The organism is Micromonospora inositola (assembly GCF_900090285.1).
Classification (GTDB): domain Bacteria; phylum Actinomycetota; class Actinomycetes; order Mycobacteriales; family Micromonosporaceae; genus Micromonospora; species Micromonospora inositola.
This window is the reverse complement of sequence record NZ_LT607754.1, coordinates 4,690,177-4,712,212: the sequence shown is the minus strand read 5'-3', so window position 1 is coordinate 4,712,212 and position 22,036 is coordinate 4,690,177. Positions and strand designations below refer to the sequence as shown.

Sequence of the window (22,036 nt, the reverse complement as noted above, 5' to 3'; positions counted from 1 at the left end):
ACAAATGTGACCCCGTGGTCGGGGTGGCGGGCGCCACCGTCATCGCCCGCCTCCTCCCCCTCGACGTGCCCGTCATGATCATGCCTTGACGTTCTCTCCGCCCGAAAGGGCGGAGATTCCCTCCACGCTGCGCGTGGAACACGCGGTGTGCGGGCGGATTCCTGCTTCTCGGCGCGGTGCCGGCACGGGTGCCGGTCTTACCTGCGCTCCACAGGCGTTTAGACTCTCGGCGCGTCCCGCCGCGAGGATGTTGATCGCCGCGTTGACGTCCCGGTCGTGGACCACCCCGCACGGGCAGGTCCACGACCGGACGGACAGCGGTTTGGGTCCGTCGAGCCGCCCACACGCCGAGCAGGTCTGCGATGTGGGCGCGAACCGGCCGATCCGGCGGAAGCTGCGCCCGTACCGTGCGGCCTTGTACTCCAACATCGCCGTGAACGATGCCCAGCCGGCATCGTGCACGGACTTCGCGAGCCGCGTCCGGGCGAGACCGGTGACGCACAGGTCCTCGACGTACACCGCTTGGTTGTCGCGGATGATCCGGGTCGAGAGCTTGTGCTGCCAGTCCCGCCGACTGTCGGCCACCCGGGCATGCGCCCGGGCGACCTTGACGACGGCCTTGGTGCGATTTGCGCTGCCCCGCTGCTTGCGGGACAGGTCCTGCTGCAACCGGCGCAGCTTGCGCGCCGCCCGGCGCAGGAACTTCGGCGCGGTGATCTTCTTGCCGTTGGACAGGACCGCGAAGTGCGTCAGGCCCAGGTCGATACCCACCTCGGCGTCGACCGGCGGCAGCGGCTCGTCCGTGGTCTGTACGACGAACGAGGCGAAGTACCGTCCGGCCGCGTCCCGAACGACTGTGACCGAGGTGGGCGCCGCCGGCAGTTGCCGGGACCACCGCACCGCCAGGTCGCCGATCTTCGGCAACCGGAGCCGGCCGTTGTCCAGGACCTTGAACCGGGCGTTCGCGGTGAACCGGATCGCCTGTCGGTTGTCCTTGCGCGACCGGAACCGGGGCGGCGCCACCTTGCGGCCCTTGCGCTTGCCGCTGGTCGAGGCGAAGAAGTTCCGGTACGCGTTGTTCAGGTCCGCGAGGGCCTGCTGGAGCACCACCGCCGACACCTCGCCCAGCCACGCCCGTTCGGGCGTCCGCTTCGCCTGGGTGATGACCCGCTTGGACAGGTCGCCGTCGGCCAGGTACGGCTCACCCGCCTCACGGGCCTGCTGACGTGCGCGCAACCCGTCGTTGAACACCACCCGCGCGCACCCGAACGCCCGAGCCAGCGAAGCCCGCTGGACGGGCGTCGGATAGACGCGGTAGTTGTACCGAAGCTGCACACCAGACAGCCTGGCATCGGCATATGACAGAAATCGGAAGCCTCCGCAACAGATCCACCTGCTGGTCAACTTCCCGTCCACGGTCGCCCTGTCACAGCTCGTCAACAGCCTCAAAGGTGTTTCCAGCCGCCAGCTGCGCCAGCAGTTCCCCGACCTCGTGGCCCACTACCGCGCCAACCGGCTCCGGTCAGGCACATACATCGCCAGCTCCGCCGGCGGCGCACCGCTCACCGTGCTGCCCGGGTACATCGAGCAGCAAACCGGCCAGGTTAGAGCACGCTCGGGCCTAGCCGGCCCTCCCGCGCGGGCCTTCACCCCCCGCCCTGAAGGGCGGAGCACTGGCCCGCACCTGGTAGCCGTACCGGCGGGCCGGCGCCCACCCGCGAGGATCAGAAAGTTTCTCCGTCCGGCTGTTGCGTTTCGCCGAGTCAACCCGATGAAGCCTTCGTGGCAGCACGGCGAGCTGGGTGTGAAAACCTCCCCAAGTTGACCTTGCCCGTTGCTATCGGCACACAACGGTGGTTGACTGCTGCACCATGCCAGAGCCGATGATCACGGACAGGCCGGTAATTTCGTGAGACGCACCGATATCACCCCAGTGTCGTCGGCGGGTCGACGCAGGGCGACGTGGCGGCAGCGGGCGGCGCGCTGGTTGGATCCGACGGTCGCCCAGTGGGACGTCGCACCACAGGAGACACCCCCGCCACCGCCGCCACCCGCCGAGGAACCCCCGAATCCGTGGCCGGCGATCTGCGAGCAGTTCGCGATGCGGATCATGGCCTCCGCGTACCAGATGGGTTCCCACCTGGAGGCCGTGGAGGCCGACGAGCAGGACCCGGACCGGCTGGAGCGGCTCTACCGCATCGACCACGCGAACACCCGGATCCGGCGGCACGCGGAAAACCTGCAGGTGCTGCTGGGCCGACGGGTCGAGGACGCCAACCCGCAGACCGTCACCCTGGTCGACGTCGTCCGGGCGGCCAACTCCGCGGTCGAGCACTACGCCCGCATCCGGGTGGGTCACGTGGTGGACCTGGCCGTGGTCGAGTTCGCCGCCGACGACGTGATCCGGGTGCTCACCGAGCTGCTGGACAACGCCACCCGGTTCTCGCCGCCCACCGCGCCGGTGATCGTGTCGGCGTTCATCACCGAGGACGGCAGCGTCCTGCTGCGGATCGAGGACGCCGGAGTGGGCATCCAGCCCGACCATCTGTCCCAGCTCAACGCCCTGCTCAGCGGCCGGCCGGTCACCCCGGCCAGGCTCGACCCCGCCGCCCACCTCGGGCTCGCCGTCGTGGCCCACCTGGCCGTCGCCCACCAGCTGCGGGTCATCCTCACCAACCGGCCCTCCGGCGGCGCCACGGCCACGGTGCTCGTCCCCGGCGCACTGCTCTGCGAGATTTCCACCGCGGGTGCGCCGGCCGGCGCACCCGCGCCGCCGGCCTGGCCGTCCCCGTCCGCCGGGATCCCCTCCCCGTCCCCCGGCGGGACCCACTCCTGGAGTACGCCGATGGCCGCGCCCCATGACAGCACCAACTCGCCGACCGTGCCGTTGAGCACGCTCGCCGGGCAGGCCACCGCGCAGCAGCCGTCCGGCAGCCTGCCCCAGCGGGTGCCGACGAGTGTCCGTGACCAGCCCGCGGCGACCACCCGACCCCCGGCCGACCCCGGCGCCGGATCCCCACCCGAGGCGTGGCCGGACGAGACGGCGGACTTCGCCGCCGGCGTCAGCGACGCCCGGACCACCAGCGACGAAGGACAGCAGCGATGACCCACGCATACCCCGGCAACGGTACGGCGACCACCGGCCAGGGACTGCCGGACTGCGCCTGGCTGATCCGTCAGTTCGCCGAGGACGTACCCGGGGTCACCCACGCGATGCTGGTGTCGTTGGACGGCCTCCAGCTCGCCGCCTCCCGCGGCGTGCACCGCGACCTCGGCGACCAGCTCTCCGCGCTGACCGCCGGCCTGCTCAGCATGGCCGACCGCAGCGCGGCCCTGCTGGACCTCGGCTCGTCCGAGTACCTCACCGTACGGCTGCCGCGGGGGCACCTGCTGTTCATGCGGGTCGGCGAGTCGGCGGGCCTGGCGGTCGCCGCGGCCCCCGGCTGCGACCTGCGGGTCGTCTCCTACCGGATGACCCAGTTCGTCGGCGCGGTGTGGCACGCCCTCACCCCGCAGGTCCGCCACGAGCTGCACCGGATGACCGCCAGTCAGCCCCGCTGACGGGCCGAAGGAGCTAGATCATGCCGATGACGTACTGGAAGGTGCGGCCCTACGTGCTGACCGCCGGACGCACCCGCACCCGGCGGCCGCTGCTCGTCCACACCCTGGTGTCGGTGCCGTACTACGACGCCGTCTTCGCCTCGAGTCTGCTGCCCGAGACCCGGACGCTGTACGAGCAGGCCCGGGGCTCGGCGCGCTCGGTGGCCGAACTCTCCGCGGTCTGCGGGATGTCGTTGGGTGTCACCCGGGTGGTCGTCGACGACCTGGCCGCCACCGACCGGCTGCTGATCCACACCGACCACGACAATGTCGACTTCCGCCTCCTGGAGAGACTGCGCGATGGCCTCCGCAAGCTTGCCTGACACCCCGCAGCTGACCTCGGCGAAGATCGTCATCGCGGGCGGCTTCGGCGTCGGCAAAACCACCTGCGTCAGGTCCATTTCGGAGATCCCGCCGATCAACACCGAGGCGTGGATGACCGCCGCCAGCGAAACCGTCGACCGGATGGATCCGGGGATCGACAAGAAGACCACGACCGTGGCGATGGACTTCGGCCGGCTGACCATCGGCCCCGACCTCGTGCTGTACCTGTTCGGCACGCCGGGCCAGCCCCGGTTCTGGCCGATGTGGGACGACCTCTGCCGGGGCGCGGTCGGCGCGCTGGTGCTCGCCGACACGCGGAACCTGGCCGCCTCGTTTCCGGCGATCAACTACTTCGAGCAGGACAGCGACCTGCCGTTCGTGGTCTGCGTGAACCTCTTCGACGGGGTGCTGCACCACCCGCTCGAGGATGTTCGCGAAGCGCTCGCGGTCCCCGCCAGCGTACCCCTGATCGCCTGCGACGCCCGCGATCCGTCGTCGGTGGCGCGGGCGCTGCTGGTGGTCGTGGAACACACCATGTCCCGCACCGCACGGCCCACCGCGGGCGCGCTCGCGGCACGGTAGCTCAACCTGGAGGAAACAATGCGCAAGATCCTTGTCGTCGGGGCCGGACAGTCCGGGCTCCAGCTCGCCCTGAGCCTGCTCGCCGAGGGCTACGACGTGACCGTCATGTCCGCCCGTACGCCGGACGAGATCCGCCGCGGCTGGGTGATGAGCACCCAGGCGATGTTCGGCAACGCGCTGGGAATCGAGCGCCGGTACGGGCTGGACCTGTGGCAGGAGCAGGCACCCCAGATCGAGGGGCTGCACGTCTCGCTGTCCGCTCCGCCCGGCGAGCGGGCGCTGCGGATCCCGTGCCCGCTGGACGAGCCGGCGCAGAGCGTCGATCAGCGGGTGAAGATGGCGGCCTGGCTGGAACTGTTCGAGCAGCGCGGCGGCACCGTGCTCTACCAGACGGTGACCACCGCCGATCTGGACGGGCTGACCCGGCTCGGCCGGTACGACCTGACCGTCGTGGCCGCCGGCAAGGGCGACCTGGTGGGCGTTTTCGACCGGGACCCGCAGCGGTCCGTGTACGACGCGCCGCAGCGGGGGCTGGCCGTGGCGTACGTGCATGGCATGACCCCGGATCCGCTGTGGCCGGTGCCGCACGTGAGCTTCAACGCCGTGCCGGGGCTGGGCGAGCTGTTCGTCATCCCGGGGCTGACCAACTCCGGTCCCTGCGAGATCCTGTTCTGGGAGGCGGTGCCCGGCGGGCCGCTGGACCTGTGGGCCGAGCGGCGCGACCCGGCCGAGCACCTCAAGCTCACCCTCGACCTCGCTCGCCAGTACACGCCGTGGATCTACGACCGGTGCGCCGACGTTCAGCTGACCGACGGGCGGGCCACCCTGTCCGGCCGGTACACCCCGACCGTGCGCCGCCCGGTCGCGGAGCTGCCCTCGGGCGGTGTCGTGCTGGGCATGGCCGACGTGGTGGTGGCCAACGACCCGATCACCGGGCAGGGCAGCAACACCGCCGCCAAGTGCGCCGACTCCTACCTGGGGTCCATCCTGGAGCGCGGGGACCGGCCGTTCGACCGGGAGTGGATGGGGCAGACCTTCGAGCGGTTCTGGTCGGGCGCCGGCCAGGCGGTCACCGGCTGGACCAACGCGATGCTGCAACCGCTGCCCCCGCACGTGCAGCAGATCCTGGGGGCCGCCGCGGCCAACCCGACCATCGCCCGACGCTTCGCCAACGGCTTCAGCGACCCGAACGACTTCCAGGACTGGTTCATGACGCCGGACGCCGCCGACCGCTACCTGGCCTCGGTCGCCGCTGGCTGATTCCGGCAGATCCGCCGCCGCACGGCGTTGGTTCGCCGCGGTCGCGGGTAAGCGCGAGGCTCCGGATCCAGTACGACGGAGGTGACGATGACTGGTCGGGAGCAACTTCACGATCTGCGTCAGCAAGCCCACAAAGCGGGCATCGAGGGCAACTCCAAGATGACCGAGGGGGAGCTACGAAAGGCACTCAACAAGGTCGGTAAGGGCATGGATCCGCAGGCCGCCAAGCAGCAAGTGAAACGGTGACGCACCATCGGTGACGCCGAGGCGGGCGGAAACGCCCGCCTCGGCCCGCGTCGCCCGCGCACCGCCCCGCAGCGGGGACACTGGCCGTCGCCTACGTGCACTGGATGACCCGCACCCTTAACCGAACTAACGCAGGGCGAGTCAGTCGCGTTCGACGTCGCCCCGCTCCCAATCAAAGGAGACGCAGCACAGTAGGCACCGGTGGTCGCGGTAGGTTGCACAGTCATGGCCACGACCGCGGACGTCCGTCACGAACTCGCCAGCCTCGCCGACCCGCGCCGGGCGGAGGGAGTGAGCCGGTTTCTGCAGATGATTCCAGGCGGGTATGGCGAGGGCGACCGAGCCATCGGCGTCTCCGTGCCGGAACAGCGCAGGGTGGCTGGCCGGTACTGGCGCGACCTCTCCCCAGCCGAAACGGCGAAGCTGTTGACGAGCAGCGTGCACGAGGAGAGGCTGACATCGCTCTTCATCCTGGTGCGAAAGTTCACCAAGGGGGACGAGGAGGAACGGGGCCGGATCTTCAGCATCATCCTGGCCAACACCGGCCGCATCAACAACTGGGACCTGGTGGACTCATCCGCGCCGTACATCGTCGGCCCCTGGCTGATCGACAAGGACCGGAGCGTACTGGATCGGTTGGCCGAGTCGAGCCTGGTGTGGGATCGGCGGATCGCCATCATGGCAACTTTCGCCTTCATCAAAGCTGGAGACTTCCATTGGACCTTCCGGCTCAGTGAACGGCTCCTGCGCGACCCACACGACCTCGTCCACAAGGCGGTGGGCTGGATGCTGCGCGAGGTGGGCAACCGTGACAGAGCGGCGGCGGAGGAGTTCCTGGCCCGACGTTACCGGGCCATGCCACGGGTCATGCTGCGGTACGCGATCGAAAAGTTCGAACCGCAGCGCCGTAGGGAGTACCTATCCGGCGTGGTCTAGATGATCGATGCTCGCCGGATGGTGGGCGTCTCTTTGATAGGACTCGCCTTTCGGTCACAACACGCAGAACTCGTTGCCGTCTGGATCGGCCAGCACCACCCAGCTGACCTCGCCCTGGCCGATGTCGATTCGAGTAGCCCCGAGGGAGAGCAGACGATCGACCTCCGCCCGCTGATCACCGTGAACAGGTGGAGCGAGGTCGAAATGCAGCCGGTTCTTGCCTGCCTTCGGCATCAGCGGTGGACCACCCCACGTGATCTTCGGACCGCCGTGCGGTGAGCGGATCGCGGTCTCCTCGTCTTGGTCCCAGACCAACGGCCACCCCAGCGCCTCGCTCCAGAAGTATCCGACTTCCTGCGAACCGTCGCAGGCCAGCGCTCCGATGAACCCGCAGTCGGCGAGGAAGTTGTTGCCCGGCTCGATGACACAGAACTCGTTGCCTTCGGGGTCGGCGAGCACCACATGACCCTCCTCCGGGCGTTGGCCGACATCGATGTGCTGTCCGCCGAGCCCCAGCGCCCTGGCCACCGTCTGCTGCTGGTCCTCCACGGACGTACTCGTCAGATCGAAGTGCATCCGGTTCTGGCCGAGCTTCCGCTCCTGGCTCGGAAGAAAACGGAATCGGAACCCGGGTGTCATCACTGGGCAGGAGCGCGACGCCGTCGCGTGGGTCGTCGGTCATCTCCCAACCCAGCAGCCCGGACCAGAACTGTGCCAGACGCAGCGGTTGGTCCGCATCGAAGCAGAGCGCAAACAGTTGACAAGGCATTCCGCTGCTCATCTCCGATCGCTGACCGCCCGCTGTCGACAGGGCGCATTACTCTGCCCCTCGGATGGAGCGTAAGGGTGAGCCGGCGTCACCCGCAGCCGAGTATTCGATGGCAGCCAACGGTGATGTGGTGGCGGGTGCGGCAAGCCGATCAGCGGCAAGGGCATCCTGTTGGTGGTTGGCGGGCTCAGCCCAGGCGGGTACGCACCACCACATCGTGCAGGGCGTCCACGGCTACCGGGTCTGCGTGGTCGGGCAGCGCCGACGTGTCCCGGGCCGCCTCCAGCTCGGCGCGCAGCCGCGGCACGTCGGTGGCGAGCCGCTCCGCGGCGCCCGCGGGGAGCGGTCCATGCTCGGCCTCCCGCTTGGCGGCGATGAGGTCCGGCACGTACGCCAACCTCGGCGTGCACCGCGGTGGTCACTACCACCAGCGGCGACAGCAGCTGCTCCAGGACGTACCCGTTGCGGCTGTTCAACAGCTTGGCAAACTTCAGCAGATCGTGACTGACCACGTCCAACTCGACACCGTCGCGCACGCCGGTGTGCTGCAACGTCTGCGGCCCGGTGCGCAACCCGACCACCTCCCCTGGCGACAGCAGGTGCGCGGCCCGCAGATCCAGGTCGGAGTCGACGGACGCGAACCCGTACAGGTGTGCACCGCTGACGGTGGCGAACAGCAGCGGACGGGGCAGAGCGCGGGCGGCCTCGGCGGCCCACGACGGCACCTCGGTGGTCACTGCAGGTTCCTTTCCCGTACGGCGGTGAGCAGCCGATCCACGGCTTCCCGGTCGGGCTGTTCCGGCAGCGCGGTGGTGGCGGCGGCGTCGGCGAGCTCGGCGAGCAGGTCCGCCGCCCAGGCGGCGACCGCGTCCCAGGGCAGCTCGCCGCGCCGCACCGCCAGCAGCCGGTCGCGCAGGTGCCGCACGTCGAGCAGGATCTCCCCGGTACGCAGCACGTGCGCCCCGGCGACCAGCAGCCGGATCATATGCATGGCCTGCTTGTGATTCGTCTCGCCGGTGCGCTCGCGGCGGGCCGCCACCCGGTCGAGCTGATCCCGGGCGTAGCTGCCGTACGTCTCGGCCACCCGCCTCGACAGGAACGCCCGCCGCGCCGCCAGCAACCGTTCCCCGTCCGCGGTGATTGTCTCGATCAGCGGGGACCAGAGCACCTCCAGAACCGTCGGGTTGCCCTGCAGGGCAAGCATGCAGAAGCGTTCGAACTCCCAGGAGAACTGCTCCGCCGCCGGCCCGTCGAGGTGGGTGGGCGGCTTGTCCAGGTGCCAGAACGCGCGGGTCGGTGCCGCATACACACCACGCCGGTCGTAGTCGGAATCCGGGCCGTGCAGCCCGTACGCCCGCGACCCGACCACAACGGCGAGGACGGTATGCCGCTCGACAAGCTCGATCACGCCGGGCAACGCTACCCAAGCGCCGCCCGGCATGCGTGATCTTTTCCAGGCAGACCGGGCCAACAATTCCATCCCGTTCGGTCTTCATGCGCGTGAGGTCGTCGGGCGGACGCTACGCCGGGCCCGTCGCTGAAGATCGAAAGTAAGCACCAACGCCCGGCTGAGGACGTCCGCTCATCGGCTACTTAGAGACTTTCTGCAGGATCGATGTCCGGCCAGACTCGGTCCAGGTGCTCGGCATGTTGGCCGCGCACCATCAGCGGCATGTGCCGACGACTAGTCAGGGTCTTCTCGATCTGGTATCCCAGAGCTCGTCCGCACTGGGCGCGCATGAGGAAGTGGAGCGCGGTCGCCCCGAAACCGTCGCGCTGTCGGATCACTACAACCGGCGTACCAGAAAGTCCTCGAAAGAAGTCCCCGAGGCGGTGTCGGATCGGGGCAGAGTTGTTCGTAGCAGGGGTGAGAGGCCGCCCACGAAGGGCGCCCCGAGCCACAGGAGATGATCCGAGATGCAGTACCTGATTTCCGTGATCGACGACACGACCGACGAAGAGCTCCGTCGCACCGGCTCCGCCACCCCGGCCGAGATGGCGGCGATCGACGTGTTCAACGCCCGGCTCGAGGCCGAGGGTTACTGGGTCTTCGCCGGTGGCCTCGCGTCGCCCAGCTCGGCCACCGTCATCGACAACCGGGGTGGGGAGCCGCTGTTCACCGACGGGCCCTTCCTGGAGTCGAAGGAGTACCTCGCCGGCTTCTGGATCATCCAGGCCCCCGACCTCGACGCGGCGCTCGAGCTCGCCGCCGCAGGATCGAAGGCCTGCAACCGGAAGATCGAGGTGCGGCCGTTCCACGGCGAGTGAGCGGGAACGACGTCCGGGAGGCGATCACCCAGGCCCACCACGAGGAGTGGGCCCGGGTGGTCGCCTCGCTGACCCGGCGTTTCGGTGACCTCGACATCGCCGAGGAGGCGGCGGCCGAGGCGTTCGCGACCGCCGTCGTGCGGTGGCCGGCCGACGGCGTACCTCCCAACCCCGGCGCCTGGCTGACCACCACCGCCAACCGCAAGGCCATCGACCGGATCCGGCGCGAGAACAAACGCGACGACAAGCAGAAGGAGGCTCAGATGTTGTACAACGACGACCCGCCCGAGTCTCCCGGCGCCATCGACGACGACCGGCTCCGGCTGATCTTCACCTGTTGCCACCCGGCGCTCGCGATGGAGACCCGCGTGGCGCTGACGCTGCGCATGGTCGGCGGTCTGACCGTGCCCGAGATCGCCCGCGCTTTCCTGGTGCCGGAGACCGCCATGGGGCAGCGGATCACCCGAGCGAAGACCAAGATCAAGGCAGCGCGCATCCCGTATCGGGTGCCGTCCGCGGCGGATCTCCCGGCCCGCGTCTCCGGCGTGCTCGCCGTCCTCTTCCTCGTCTTCAACGAGGGCTACCTGGCGACCGGCCCCGACACCGATCCCGTACGTCACGACCTGAGCGCCGAGGCGATCCGGCTCACCCGCCTGATCCGTGCCCTCATGCCCGACGACGGCGAGGCGGCCGGACTGCTGGCGCTGATGCTCCTCACCGAGGCCCGCCGTACCGCCCGGGTTTCCGTCAGCGGCGAACTGGTCACCCTAGACGAGCAGGACCGAGGGGCCTGGGACGCGGCGCTGATCGCCGAAGGCCATCGACTCGTGCGCGAGCGCATAGCCGCCGGGATGGCTCCGGGCCGCTACCAGATCCTCGCAGCGATCAACGCCGTACACACCTCCGCACCCGACATGCGCGACACCGACTGGTCACAGGTCGTCGCCCTCTACGACCGGCTCGTCCGCCTCGACCCCTCGCCGATCATCGCCCTCAACCGGGCCGTCGCGGTCGCCGAACTGGACGGCCCACAGGTGGCATTGGCGACCATCGACCAACTCGACGACAAGTTGGCCGGCTATCACGCCTACCACGCCACCCGCGCCGACCTGTTGCGCCGGCTGGGCCGCAGTCAGAAGTCGCGCGCTGCATACGACAAAGCCATCGAGCTGGCCGGCAACACCGCCGAGATTGCCTACCTGACACGCCGCCGCGACCAGCTGCGGTAGCGCCCGCGGATCCCGATCGAGACCCCGTGCAAAGCGGTGGCCGACCTATGGGCGCCCTGCCCGCGCACTCCGCAACCTAGCGCGCCACCGACGAGGCTCTCGGTTCGTCCGAGCTTCGAGTGCTAGACCGCGAGCACGCATTTCGCGACCCCAGGCGCGCAGATGATGGCCCGGTAATGGCAACCAGCTTCAGCCTCATTCCCATGAGGTCGTCAGCTTCTGACGATCCGCACTGCACTGTCATCGGCACGACCGGACGTTGACTTGATCAACGCACGTGACCGCTGCGTGACGCGCGGTCGGCGGCAAGAGCGGATGTTCAGGCAGGCAGTGGTGCCGGTCAGCGGGGTTGGGCAAGCAGGGCGGCGATCATCGTCTGGGGTTCGATGGTGGCTGGTCGGTCGCTGACCTGACCGTCGCCGAGTTCGATGACCCGCCACACGCCGTCGCTTCGCAGGGCGAGGTCCACGGTGAGGAACGGCAGGCCCAGCCCGGCGATCAATGGTGCGACCGGGGCCAGGTCGACCTCGACCGGAGGAGAGTCGTTCGGGGTGTCCGGATGCGGCCCGACCAGTACGCACACGCCGTCGACCCACCACGTGCGTACCTCGGCGGAGGTGAACCGCTCGAAGTCACGCAGCACGAACCCGCCCACGAAGTCGTGCCGATCGACAGCGTCGGCCCTGGATCACGAGCTACCGCCGCCGGCGAATCCGCTCCGCGAGCGTGTCACGCGTAGATCGTCGGGCAGCCCGTCGACCCGTCAGGGCCTGGTTGGAACTTTCGCGCTGCTGGTCAGGGCCGACGGCGCCTTCCTGAGAGCTGCAAGTCTCTGCACATGGCCTTGTTCTCTAAAAGCAGCCTTGGTGAAGTTTGCTGCTGATCCTTTGGCTGCGGTCTCGTTGGCGGGTCAGGGCGTGGTCGACGGCGGCGCCGATGGCCTCGACGCTGGCATGGGCGCGGTGGGGATAGCGTCTAGCCATGCTGAGCTTCGAGATCACCCCGATAGGTACGGTCCGGAACGACCGGACGGATGTCCAGCACACGGACAACTGGGGTGCCGTCCGCAGCACGATCACCATCGACGAGCGCTTCGGCGAGGCGTGCCTCCAGGGTCTGGAGGGCTTCTCCCACGTGGAGGTCCTCTTCATCTTCGACCAGTTCCCGGAACACGGCGATTACCGCGAACCCCGCCCCTACCGCGGCCGCTCCGACCTCCCGTCCGTTGGCGTATTCGCTGGCCGCGGCCCCCGCAGACCGAACCGCATCGGGGTAACGTGCTGCGCCATCGAATCCGTCCACGGCCGCGAATTGACGGTGGTGGGCCTCGATGCGGTCTCGGGCACCCCGGTCATCGACCTGAAGCCGACGATGGCGGAGTTCCGCCCAGTGAACATCAAGCAGCCGGAATGGGTCAGCCGCCTGATGTCGGAGTACTTCCAGCCGTAAGCGGGGTTTGGGGCGAAGCTCAACCCTGTGTTGGGTAGGGGCTTTCTGGTTGCCTGGTTGATGGTGTCGCGGTTTGCGTGACTCCTTCCTGCCGCAGTTCCAGGATGTAAGGCTGGTCGTTGGTCTGTAGGAACCGGACTTCCAGATCGAGTCCTGGGTGTAGGTAGCGACCGTCTGGGTCTGCCAGTAGTACAACCGGTTGCTGGGCAGCGGCGGCGAAGGTCAGTTGGCCGTTGGTGACCGCGATGTCGATCGGGTAGTCGTCGTGTAAGACGTAGCGGCCCGTCACGTCACTAAGCGGCGCGGCTGTGATACTGGTGGCGTACCGACGGTCCGCGGCGGCGCGGATGCTGGCCAGCAGCTCCCATCCATCCTCAGAGTTAGTCATCGCAGCGACCGCGGTGCCGCTGTCTGGCCACACGTAGGAAAAGCAGGTATAGCCAACGTTCAATCCGGTGTGTCCGAAACGCCGGCGCCCGGCGCGGTCGTCGACCTCAGTGCCGAGCCCATAGATGCCGCCAGGAATCTGCGATGTCCACATCTCGGTGGCCAGGTCGCGGTCGAGCAGCTTCGAGTCTCCCGAGGCCGCCCGGGCGATCTCGAGGTCGAGCCGGAGCAGGTCGGTCGGGGTGCTCCACAGTCCACCTGCGGCCGTCTCCGGTTGCACTCGCCAACCGCCGGGAATCCCGGTGCCGCCACCGTGATGGCCACGAGCCACCAGATGCGGTCGCTGGTGCGGAAACTGCTGGTCGAAGCTGCTGTCGGCCATGGCCACCGGTTCCAGCACCAGAGTTTGCATGAGGTCCTCGAACGGGGTTCCGGTCGCGTCCACCATCAGCTGCTGAAGCACGGAGTAGTGGCTGCCCGAGTACCGGAAACGGCTACCCGGCAACAGGGTCGACCGAACCGGTGGAGTAGTCGTCGAGCCGCTGCCTTCCAGGACCTGCAACAGCGACGGGGCGCGATCTGCGGCATAGCCGCGGTACCAGGTGTCGGACAACCCCGCCGTGTGCGCCAGCAATTGTCGTAACGTAACTCTCGGTTGCTGACCCTCGCGGTCGAGTAGTTGCCACGAGGTGAGGTACTCGCCGATGTCGGTGTCCAGATCCAGGACACCGTCCTGGACCAGTAGCAATGCGCCGAACGCGGCGACATGCTTACTGATCGAACAGGCCGCAAACGCGGTGCCCGCGGTCACCGGCGTCGACGTCTCGCCACCCGTGACGCCATACCCCGCCGCCCACACCCGCCCGCTCACGTGCCCGACGGCGATGCTGACCCCCGGCACCTGATAGATGCTCATCAGATCGGACAACGCCGCCGTGTCCGGCGAAAGCCGCCCGGAAGACACATGCCGGTCAAGTTGGCCCAGCAATGGGACCCAGTCCTGAGAGAAATCCACGTCTTCCACGGCGTCGATTCTCGACCACACGTACCCGGTGGATCAAATTGATCGAAGAATCTCTCTATATGCGATGCGACAGCCGTCGACAGCAGCGGCATCACTCAGGCAGTCGCTGACGAAATAGAGATCCGCACACTGCCGTAACTGGGTTATAAATTCGGCAGATGCGGATGCTCGGCGCGGATGGCGCAGGTCTCGGCCCGTGACAGAGCATCACTCTGACGGCGTTGATGAGGTGAATTCCGACTACTCGATCAACGGAGCCTGCCAGTCAGTCTCAACCCCCGATCCGTGGCCCGACCCGTCAGGGTCGATGATGGAGTCGGGGCGTTCACCTTCGTCGCTGGTATCGGGCCGGCCCTGACCTTCGTTCGCGCCCGGTCATGAGCGACCGCGCGCGGACCGCCGCGTGATGCAGTCCGGGGCAAGGCCACCTTGCCTCTCGCCCCGGCTCAGGCCCACGGCGGCGGCTCATAGCAGGACGAACGAGAAGTCCCTGCGAGTTCTGCGGTTCAGCGGAATGCCGATCTTGACGCGGCGAGGGATCTCCCCGCGGCTGATGCCCAACCCCTGGGCGATGAGCCGTTCGGGGCGAAGGGGCCACGGGCTCGTCGAAGATGACCGAAACCTGGACGGGCCAGGGGCTTTCGGGAGAGGACGAGGCGAGCAGTTCCCAGCATGAGTCCCACTCCAGGGCGAACCGGTTGCGCCGGGCGATCAGCGGGTCGAGAAGGACGCGGGCGACGAGGGCAGAGGAGTTGCCGGAGCAGCCCTCCAGAAGGATCGGATCCAGGTACCGGACCAGGACGCGATCGTGAACGGTGATTTTGCTGGTGCGGTCGCAGGAAACGCAGCCGACCAGGAGCCAGATGTCGAGGAGTTTGCCGTTGGCATTGACGCGGAACTTCCCGTCGCCGGTGCTGGCGAGGCCGGAATGGCAGTGGACGCAGCGGAACGCGAGCAGGGGAAGGCGCGTGCGCCGAACGGTCCAGGACAGCACGATATGAGGACGCGTAGACATGATCTCTCTGAAGACCTGATGGAAGGCATGGGAAAAGAGCCGACGGCGACGTCGGCGACCGATGCACGGGGAAGGTGTCAGGTCTAAAGAGCAGGCGGCGTCACGCGGGGTGAAGTCCTTTTGTGAGTGGTCGGAGAAGAAGATCCAGTTACAAGGTAGGGCGGGGCGGGCTGGCGAGGCCACCCATTTTTGTCCTGGTGCCGAGCACTGAGGGGCGGGGCCGGCGAGCTGGGCGTCGACCACGCGCCGATCGCCCCGCCGCCCCTTGCTGCCGTATTCCGGCCACCCCCCAACCTGACGTGCAGGCATGGGGCAGAGGCTCTGCAATAGCGCCGCACGGCGCACTCTCATCGGCTATGACAGCGCAGCGCGGTGGGCTGGGCGCGGCCAACGCGCGGACAACGGCAGATGTGCGCACTCGATCAGCGATGGGGTTCCCAGATCCCGCGTTGCCGTCCGCGTAGCTTGACCTGCTGTTCGCCTGTCCGGCGCGTGCCGCGCCGAGCTTCGTCCGGTCAGCTTGTCGTTGTTGCCGCCGGCATCTGGCCGGAAATGGCTGGATGCCGGCTGTTGGTGAAGGTTTTTTACACCTCGGCGCGGCCGACCGCAACCCATTGACACGCCGGACCTCCGCGACAAGGGTGACCACTTGAGTCCACCCCCCGAACGGAGGTCCCATGCCCCGATCACAAGCGCGGATGGGCAGGCGAATCCTGCTCAGCACCGCGCTGGTCGGCGCCGCGACGCTCGTGCCGGTCAGCCCTGCGCCCGCGGCGAACCCGACGCCCGACACCAGACAGCAGCAGTACGCCGCGGCAGCCGCCGAGTACGGCGTCCCCGCGTCCGTCCTGCTCGCCGTCTCGTACCTGGAGTCCCGCTGGGACACCAACGCCGGCACCCCCAGCACCAGCGCCGGGTACGGTCCGATGCACCTCACCGACGCGAAGTACGTCAACAGCCTGGGCGAGCCCCACTACGGCCCCCAGGAGGACCCGCGCGGCGACGACTCCCGAGCCCCGCTCCACGCCGCGGAACCCGCGGTCAACCCGCCGGCCGACGCGGCGCTGCAGACCCTGGATGCGGCCGCGGCGGTCACCGGTAGCGGGAAGGAGGTGCTCAGGTCTGACACCACGGCCAACGTCCGCGGCGGCGCGGCGCTGCTGGCGTCGTACCAGAAGCAGATCGGCGCCCCGGTCGGCGCCGACACCGACCCGGCCGCCTGGTACGGCTCGGTGGCCCGGTATTCCGGCTCCGACAGCACCGACTCCGCGGCGAGCTTCGCCGACGAGGTGTACGCGACGATCCGGACCGGCGCGGCCCGGACGACCGACGACGGGCAGCGGGTCACCCTCGCCGCACGGAACGTGACGCCGCAGAAGTCCTGGCTCGACAAGCTCGGCCTGCGCAAGGTGACCCGGGCCTACGGCGTGGAATGCCCGGAGGAGCTGGCCTGCGAGTCGATCCCGGCGCCGTACCAACTGCTCGGCGACGGGACGGACCCGGAGTACTACGGCAACCACGACCTGTCCGACCGGCCCGCCCGGCAGAAGATCGAATACATCGTCATCCATGACACCGAGGAGACCTACGCCAGGACGCTGGAACTCGTGCAGGATCCGGCGTACGTGAGCTGGCACTACACGATGCGCTCGAGCGACGGCCACACCGCGCAGCACGTCAGGACCAAGGACGTCGCCTGGCAGGCGGGCAACTGGTACATCAACGCCAAGTCCATCGGCATCGAGCACGAGGGCTTCGCCCGTCAGGGCACCTGGTACACCGAGACGATGTACCGCACGTCCGCCAAGCTCGTGGGATACCTCGCGAAGAAGTTCGACATCCCGCTGGACCGGCAGCACATCATCGGCCACGACAACGTGCCGGGCACTATCCCGTCCACCGTCCGTGGCATGCACTGGGATCCGGGCCCGTACTGGGACTGGTCGCACTACTTCGACCTGCTCAAGGCGCCGTTCCACGGCACCGGCACGCCGGCCACCGGGCTGGTCACCATGGACCCGGACTTCGCCAGCAACCGCCCGGCGTTCTGGGGCTGCCAGTTGGACGAGAAGGGCAACCCGACCAGCGAGCCCTGCCCGCTGCGCGGCTCCTCGTCGGTGATCCTGCACAGCGCGCCCAGCCAGGACGCGCCGCTGGTCAAGGACGCCGGCCTGCACCCGGACGGATCACCCTCCACGATGGAGGCCTCCGACCACGGCGCCCGGGCGTCCACCGGCCAGACGTACGCCATCGCGGACCGGCAGGGCGACTGGACGGCGATCTGGTATCTCGGCCAGAAGGCGTGGTTCTACAACCCGGCCTCCGCGCCGGTGGCGAAGTGGGCGACCGGCTTCGTGGTGACGCCCAAGCCGGGCAAGGCGACGATCCCGGTCTACGGCCGGGCCTATCCGGAAGCGGCGGCCTACCCGCCCGGCGCGCCGTACCAGACCCTCCAGCCGCTGCAGTACACGCTGTCCGCCGGGCAGCGATACGCGGTCGGTCTGGTCGCGCCGAGCGAGTTCTACAAGGCCTACACCTTCGCCGGCACCTTCCCGGGTGACTGGACGGTGATCCGCGGCGAGATGCAGTACGTGCAGATCCAGTTCGGCCATCGGATCATGTTCGTCAACTCCGACGACGTGGACATCCGGCCCTCGGCAGTGGGTACGCCCAGCTGAGCTCCCCCTGGCGAACGGCCCCCTCTCCGCGTGGAGAGGGGGCCGTTCGCACCCGCTGCGACACCGATGCAGTTACCTTTCTTGACGCGGTGCTGCTGATCGGCGGCGCGCTCGCCGACGACAACAGCGCCGTCCAGTGAACGGATCGGCCGCCACGTCGTTCACCGACCTGGCTCTCTCCATCCAGGCGGGCTGCCGGCGGGTCGGGCAGACTGGGTCGGTGGAGACGGTTCGAAGCGCACTGCTCGGGGTGGATGTGCCGGTGGTCGCCGCGCCGATGGCGGGTGGACCCACCACCCCCCGACTGGTCGCGGCGGTGGGGTCGTGCGGCGCGTTCGCCTTCCTGGCGGCCGGCTACCAGCCGCCGGAGGCGGTGGCGGAGGAGATCGCCGCGGCGCGGGCCACCGGCCTGCCGTTCGGCGTCAACGTGTTCGTGCCGACCCCGGTGCCGGTCGACGACGCCGCCTTCCGCCGCTACGCCGCCCGGATCGCCGACGAGGGCCGGCCGTACGGGCTGGACCTGGCGGCGGCCCCACGGACCGAGGATGACGACCACTGGGCGGAGAAGATCGCGCTGTTGGTCCGCGATCCGGTGCCGGTGGTCAGCTTCACCTTCGGGCTGCCCACCGCGGCCGTGGTCCGCGACCTGCGGCGAGCCGGGAGCCGGCTGCTGGTGACGGTCACCGACCCGGCGGAGGCCGCCGCCGCGGCGGACCTCGGGGTGGACGGGCTGGTCGCCCAGAGCGGACACGCCGGCGGCCACTACGGCACCTTCACCCCCGGACTCCCCCGCACCCGTCCGGCCCCTCGCGGAGCTGGTCGGTCTGGTCGGCGCCCGCACCGGCCTGCCCGTCCTCGCGGCGGGCGGCGTGGGCGGGGGCGCTGACGTCCGCGCGGCGCTCACCGCCGGCGCCACCGCCGTCCTGGTCGGCACGCTCCTGCTGCGCGCCGACGAGAGCGGCGCCAGCCGTACCCACCGCGAGGCGCTGGCTGACCCGCGGCGCGACCGGACCGTGGTCACCCGGGCGTTCACCGGACGGCCGGCGCGCGGGCTGCGCAACGACTTCATCGACCGGTACGAGGCGGACGCGCCGCTGGGCTACCCGGCGCTGCACCACCTGACCCGGCCACTGCGGCGCGCCGCCGCCCAGGCCGGTGACGCGGACCGCCTGCACCTGTGGGCGGGCACCGGCTGGCGGGCCGCCCGGGCCGCCCCGGCGGCCGAGATCATCGCGGAACTGGCCCGGCCGCTCTGACCCGCCGCCGACGGGCACCCGTCAGCGGGTCGCCTCCTCGAGGAGTTCGAGCAGGTGACGGTACGGCTGACCGGTCGCCCGGGCCATCCCGATCTCGCAGGTGCGGTTGACCGAGGCGTACCCGTCGAAGTGCCGCCCCGACACCGCGCGGGCCTCCGCGCGGGTGGCGGCGGCGGTCAGCTCCGGGTGCAGCAGGCCCCGGTCACCGGCGAAGCCGCAGCACTGCCAGCCGTCGGGCACCACCACCTCGTCGGCGACCGCCCGGGCCACGGTGAGCAGCGCCTCGTCCAGCCCCAGCCGGGTGGACGAGCAGGTCGGATGCAGGGCGAGGGAGGTGAGCCGGCGCCGGACGGTCAGCCGGGGCAGCAACTCGGTGGCGGCGTACGCGACGGCGTCGACCACCGCGACGGCGTCGCCGCCGTCGGCCACCAGCTTCGCGAAGCCCTCCGTGCAGGACGCGGCGTCGCTGACCACGGGCAGCGTCCCGCCGCGGCTGGCCTCCCGCAGCGCTGGCGGCACCCGGTCCCGCACGGCCTGGTAGCCGGCGGTGAGGCCCTTGGAGGACCAGGGCGTGCCGCAGCAGACGCCGGCGATCCCGTCGGGGACGAGCAGGCGGACCCCGGCGCGCTCGGCGAGGGTCAGCAGCGCGGCGGCCACGCCCGGGCCGCCCTCGGCCGCGGCGAAGAGGGTGCCCAGGCACGACGGGACGAAGACCGCGTCCGGGTCGCTGACCGGGTGGGCGCGTCGGACCTCGCCGCCCCGGGGCAGGTCGCGCCGCCACTGCGGGACCCGCTCGGGGCCGAGGACGGCCCGGGCGGCCCGGGTGGCGGTCTCCGGCAGCGCGGGCGGGAGGCTGCCGGCCAGGTCCAGGCCGCGGGCCATGCCGCGGGTGGCGGTGCCCCAGCGGCCGGCGGCGCCCCGCCAGCCGGCCTGGGCGAGGCCGCCGTTCCGCTCGGCGCGCAGGCGTTTCACCAGGTCGCCGGTGTTGATCAGGACCGGGCAGGCGGTGGCGCACATGCCGTCCACCGCGCAGGTGTCCACCGCGTCGTAGTCGTAGTCGTCCGCCAGCTCGCGGGCCAGCCGTTCGTCACCGTCGGCGCGCGCGGCGGCGATCTCCCGGCGCAGCACGATGCGCTGCCGGGGCGTGGTGGTGAGGTCCCGGCTGGGGCAGACCGGCTCGCAGTAGCCGCACTCGACGCAGCGGTCCACCTCCGGCTCGACGGTCGGCACGGACTTAAGGTGGCGCAGGTGGATGTCGGCGTCGTCGCTGAGCAGCACGCCGGGGTTGAGCACGCCGTCCGGGTCGCAGAGCACCTTCAGCTCGCGCATCACCTCGTAGAGCTCGTCGCCGAACTGCCGGCGGACGTACGGCGCCATCACCCGGCCGGTGCCGTGCTCGGCCTTCAGCGTGCCGCCGTGGGCGAGGACGGCGTCCACCATCTCCTCGGTGAACGCGGCGTAGCGCTCCGGCGCCTCGCCGCCGGCGAACCGCTCGTTGAGCATGAAGTGCAGGTTGCCGTCCTTGGCGTGCCCGAAGATGACGCTCTCCTCGTAACGGTGCCGGGCGAAGAGGTCGGCGAGTTCGGCGCAGGTGTCGGCGAGGGCGGCCACCGGCACGGCGATGTCCTCCAGCAGGGCGGTGGTGCCGGAGGGCCGGGCGCCGGCGACGGCCGCGTAGAGGCCCTTGCGGATGTGCCAGAGGGCCGCCCGGGCCGCCGCCTCGCCGCTGAGCCGGGCCGGAGCGGACAGCGGCAGACCGGCGAGCACGGGCCGGGCCGCCGCCACCCGGTCGGCGAGCGCGTCCGGGTCGGCCTCCTGCCACTCGACCAGCAGCGCGGCGTGCTCCCGGACCGCCAGGCCGCGCAGCGTGGCATCCGCCTGCGGATCGAGCTGCGCGACGCGCAGCGCGGCGGCGTCGAGCAGCTCGATCGCCGCCGGACCGGCGGCGACCAGCGCCGGCATCGCGGCCATCGCCCGGGCCAGGGTGTCGAAGACGAGCAGGCCGGTCGCGGCGTGCCGGTGCACCGGTACGGTGCGGAAGGTCGCCGCCGCGACGAAGGCGAGGGTGCCCTCGCTGCCGACGACGAGCCGGGTCAGCAGGTCGGTGGGCGAGTCGTGGTCGAGGAACGCGTTCACCCCGTAGCCCATGGTGTTCTTCATGGCGTACTGCGCCCGCACGCGGCGGACCGAGTCGGGGTTGCCGCGGACCCGGTCACGCAGCCGCAGCAGGCCGGCGTGCAGATCCGGCTCGGTGGCCCGCAACCGCTCGTCGGCGTCCGGGGCGCCGGTGTCCAGGACGGTCCCGCTGGGCAGCACCAGCAGCAGCGACTCCAGCGTCCGGTAGGTGTTGAACTCGGTGCCGCAGGTCATCCCGCTGGAGTTGTTGGCGACGACGCCGCCGATCGTGCAGGCGGACTCGCTGGCCGGGTCGGGGCCGAGCTTGCGGCCGTACGGGGCGAGCCGGTTGTTGACCTGGCGCAGCACGACGCCGGGTTGCACCCGGACCCGTCGGCCGTCGTCGAGAACCTCCAGCTCGCGGAAGTGCCGGCGGGTGTCGACGAGCAGCTGGTCGGTGACCGACTGCCCGCTGAGGCTGGTCCCGCCGGAGCGGAAGGTCAGCGGCGTGCCGCTCCGGCGGCTGTGCCGCAGCAGGGTGGCGATCTGGTCGGCGTCGGCGGGGGTGACCACCGCGCGCGGGTGCAGCAGGTAGTGCGACGCGTCGTGGGCCAGGCGGAGCCGGTCGGCCGCGCGGGTCGCCACCGCGCCGGGCAGCGCCGCGTCGAGCGCGGCGAGGTCCGGCTCGGCGGTGCGGCTCACCGGAGGCGCCCGGCGGTGGAGCGGGCGGGCCGGCGGGCGGCGGTGATCGTCGTCGTCATGGCGGTACCTCCCCGGTTGACACCCTAGCCGCGGGCCGGCCACCGCCGCCGGACCCCTTGCAAATTGCATCGAGCCTGATAGATACTCGCCGCTATCACGTTCGCCGAGGGTCGATACCCCGAGTCGGGACCACGGC

At 70.1% G+C, this 22,036-nt stretch carries 22 protein-coding genes and 2 pseudogenes; 15 read left to right on the top strand and 9 right to left on the bottom strand.

Translation table 11 applies throughout. From position 1 onward, the window contains the following. Positions 1–78: 78 nt before the first annotated feature. Positions 79–1,335 carry an RNA-guided endonuclease InsQ/TnpB family protein gene (locus tag GA0070613_RS22430; RefSeq protein WP_089014091.1) on the bottom strand — a complete coding sequence of 419 codons (1,257 nt, stop codon included), beginning with the start codon at positions 1,333–1,335 and terminating at the stop codon, positions 79–81. Here GA0070613_RS22430 and GA0070613_RS22425 point away from each other — a divergent pair. The 8 genes from GA0070613_RS22425 (at position 1,319) to GA0070613_RS22395 (ending at position 6,948) form a co-directional block, all read left to right on the top strand. Further along, a complete protein-coding gene (locus tag GA0070613_RS22425) occupies positions 1,319–1,825 on the top strand; it encodes a transposase (RefSeq protein ID WP_089016123.1) in 507 nt (168 codons plus the stop codon). The genes GA0070613_RS22430 and GA0070613_RS22425 overlap by 17 nt on opposite strands. 162 nt (positions 1,826–1,987) lie before the next feature. Further along, positions 1,988–3,106, top strand: a complete 1,119-nt coding sequence (locus tag GA0070613_RS22420; RefSeq protein WP_157746441.1) for a sensor histidine kinase — start codon at positions 1,988–1,990, stop codon at positions 3,104–3,106. Further along, complete coding sequence (locus GA0070613_RS22415) at positions 3,103–3,561, top strand: roadblock/LC7 domain-containing protein (RefSeq protein ID WP_089014089.1); 459 nt, start codon at positions 3,103–3,105, stop codon at positions 3,559–3,561. Before GA0070613_RS22420 ends, GA0070613_RS22415 begins: the two co-directional genes overlap by 4 nt. Before the next feature lie 20 nt (positions 3,562–3,581). Next, positions 3,582–3,923 (top strand): DUF742 domain-containing protein, encoded by a 342-nt coding sequence (locus tag GA0070613_RS22410; RefSeq protein ID WP_089014088.1) that lies wholly within the window; start codon positions 3,582–3,584, stop codon positions 3,921–3,923. Further along, positions 3,901–4,506 (top strand): GTP-binding protein, encoded by a 606-nt coding sequence (locus GA0070613_RS22405; RefSeq protein WP_172875875.1) that lies wholly within the window; start codon positions 3,901–3,903, stop codon positions 4,504–4,506. Before GA0070613_RS22410 ends, GA0070613_RS22405 begins: the two co-directional genes overlap by 23 nt. 18 nt (positions 4,507–4,524) lie before the next feature. After that, positions 4,525–5,766, top strand: a complete 1,242-nt coding sequence (locus GA0070613_RS22400) for a styrene monooxygenase/indole monooxygenase family protein (RefSeq protein ID WP_089014087.1) — start codon at positions 4,525–4,527, stop codon at positions 5,764–5,766. 87 nt (positions 5,767–5,853) lie between these two features. Further along, the gene (locus GA0070613_RS32240; protein ID WP_157746440.1) at positions 5,854–6,012 is read left to right on the top strand and encodes a hypothetical protein; all 159 of its coding nucleotides are present in this window, start codon (positions 5,854–5,856) and stop codon (positions 6,010–6,012) included. Between the two features lie 225 nt (positions 6,013–6,237). Continuing rightward, positions 6,238–6,948 carry a DNA alkylation repair protein gene (locus GA0070613_RS22395; protein WP_089014086.1) on the top strand — a complete coding sequence of 237 codons (711 nt, stop codon included), beginning with the start codon at positions 6,238–6,240 and terminating at the stop codon, positions 6,946–6,948. Positions 6,949–7,002: 54 nt separating this feature from the next. On the opposite strand, the gene GA0070613_RS22390 is transcribed toward GA0070613_RS22395, so the two are convergent. The 4 genes and pseudogenes from GA0070613_RS22390 to GA0070613_RS22380 form a co-directional block, all read right to left on the bottom strand. Further along, the gene (locus GA0070613_RS22390) at positions 7,003–7,587 is read right to left on the bottom strand and encodes a VOC family protein (RefSeq protein ID WP_331716698.1); all 585 of its coding nucleotides are present in this window, start codon (positions 7,585–7,587) and stop codon (positions 7,003–7,005) included. Further along, positions 7,490–7,717: pseudogene (locus GA0070613_RS34490) on the bottom strand (VOC family protein); the annotation flags it as partial. The pseudogene GA0070613_RS34490 and the gene GA0070613_RS22390, both read right to left, overlap by 98 nt. Before the next feature lie 187 nt (positions 7,718–7,904). Next, a pseudogene (locus GA0070613_RS22385) lies at positions 7,905–8,454 on the bottom strand (DNA polymerase beta superfamily protein). After that, positions 8,451–9,125 (bottom strand): nucleotidyltransferase domain-containing protein, encoded by a 675-nt coding sequence (locus GA0070613_RS22380; RefSeq protein WP_089014085.1) that lies wholly within the window; start codon positions 9,123–9,125, stop codon positions 8,451–8,453. The pseudogene GA0070613_RS22385 and the gene GA0070613_RS22380 overlap by 4 nt, the downstream one beginning before the upstream one ends. Positions 9,126–9,634: 509 nt before the next feature. On the opposite strand from GA0070613_RS22380, the gene GA0070613_RS33630 reads away from it, so the two are divergent. Together GA0070613_RS33630 and GA0070613_RS22365 are read left to right on the top strand one after the other, a co-directional pair. Continuing rightward, on the top strand, positions 9,635–9,985 hold the full coding sequence (locus GA0070613_RS33630) for a YciI family protein (RefSeq protein WP_089014083.1): 351 nt from the start codon (positions 9,635–9,637) through the stop codon (positions 9,983–9,985). Beyond that, positions 9,982–11,214 (top strand): RNA polymerase sigma factor, encoded by a 1,233-nt coding sequence (locus GA0070613_RS22365; protein WP_089014082.1) that lies wholly within the window; start codon positions 9,982–9,984, stop codon positions 11,212–11,214. The genes GA0070613_RS33630 and GA0070613_RS22365 overlap by 4 nt, the downstream gene beginning before the upstream one ends. A 340-nt stretch (positions 11,215–11,554) precedes the next feature. Here the strand turns inward: GA0070613_RS22365 and GA0070613_RS22360 are convergent, their stop codons facing one another. Further along, a complete protein-coding gene (locus tag GA0070613_RS22360) occupies positions 11,555–11,869 on the bottom strand; it encodes an ATP-grasp domain-containing protein (protein WP_172875874.1) in 315 nt (104 codons plus the stop codon). A 326-nt stretch (positions 11,870–12,195) separates the two neighbouring features. Between GA0070613_RS22360 and GA0070613_RS22355 the strand changes: the two genes are divergently transcribed. Next, on the top strand, positions 12,196–12,663 hold the full coding sequence (locus GA0070613_RS22355; RefSeq protein WP_089014081.1) for an SAM-dependent methyltransferase: 468 nt from the start codon (positions 12,196–12,198) through the stop codon (positions 12,661–12,663). A gap of 19 nt (positions 12,664–12,682) precedes the next feature. On the opposite strand, the gene GA0070613_RS22350 is transcribed toward GA0070613_RS22355, so the two are convergent. Continuing rightward, positions 12,683–14,074, bottom strand: coding sequence for a serine hydrolase domain-containing protein (locus tag GA0070613_RS22350; protein WP_089014080.1), 1,392 nt, complete (start codon positions 14,072–14,074; stop codon positions 12,683–12,685). 325 nt (positions 14,075–14,399) lie between these two features. Continuing rightward, positions 14,400–14,930: a DUF1062 domain-containing protein gene (locus tag GA0070613_RS22345; RefSeq protein ID WP_231929862.1), complete on the bottom strand. Its 531-nt coding sequence runs from the start codon at positions 14,928–14,930 to the stop codon at positions 14,400–14,402. On the opposite strand from GA0070613_RS22345, the gene GA0070613_RS33625 reads away from it, so the two are divergent. The 4 genes from GA0070613_RS33625 (at position 14,883) to GA0070613_RS34045 (ending at position 19,023) form a co-directional block, all read left to right on the top strand. Beyond that, the gene (locus tag GA0070613_RS33625) at positions 14,883–15,176 is read left to right on the top strand and encodes a hypothetical protein (RefSeq protein WP_231929921.1); all 294 of its coding nucleotides are present in this window, start codon (positions 14,883–14,885) and stop codon (positions 15,174–15,176) included. The genes GA0070613_RS22345 and GA0070613_RS33625 overlap by 48 nt on opposite strands. Before the next feature lie 611 nt (positions 15,177–15,787). Then, the gene (locus tag GA0070613_RS22340; RefSeq protein WP_089014079.1) at positions 15,788–17,767 is read left to right on the top strand and encodes an N-acetylmuramoyl-L-alanine amidase; all 1,980 of its coding nucleotides are present in this window, start codon (positions 15,788–15,790) and stop codon (positions 17,765–17,767) included. 220 nt (positions 17,768–17,987) lie between these two features. Continuing rightward, on the top strand, positions 17,988–18,653 hold the full coding sequence (locus tag GA0070613_RS34050; protein WP_269459005.1) for a nitronate monooxygenase: 666 nt from the start codon (positions 17,988–17,990) through the stop codon (positions 18,651–18,653). Continuing rightward, positions 18,583–19,023 carry an NAD(P)H-dependent flavin oxidoreductase gene (locus GA0070613_RS34045; RefSeq protein WP_331716737.1) on the top strand — a complete coding sequence of 147 codons (441 nt, stop codon included), beginning with the start codon at positions 18,583–18,585 and terminating at the stop codon, positions 19,021–19,023. Before GA0070613_RS34050 ends, GA0070613_RS34045 begins: the two co-directional genes overlap by 71 nt. A gap of 21 nt (positions 19,024–19,044) precedes the next feature. On the opposite strand, the gene GA0070613_RS22330 is transcribed toward GA0070613_RS34045, so the two are convergent. Next, positions 19,045–21,840 (bottom strand): FAD-binding and (Fe-S)-binding domain-containing protein, encoded by a 2,796-nt coding sequence (locus tag GA0070613_RS22330; protein ID WP_089014078.1) that lies wholly within the window; start codon positions 21,838–21,840, stop codon positions 19,045–19,047. Between the last annotated feature and the right edge of the window lie 196 nt (positions 21,841–22,036).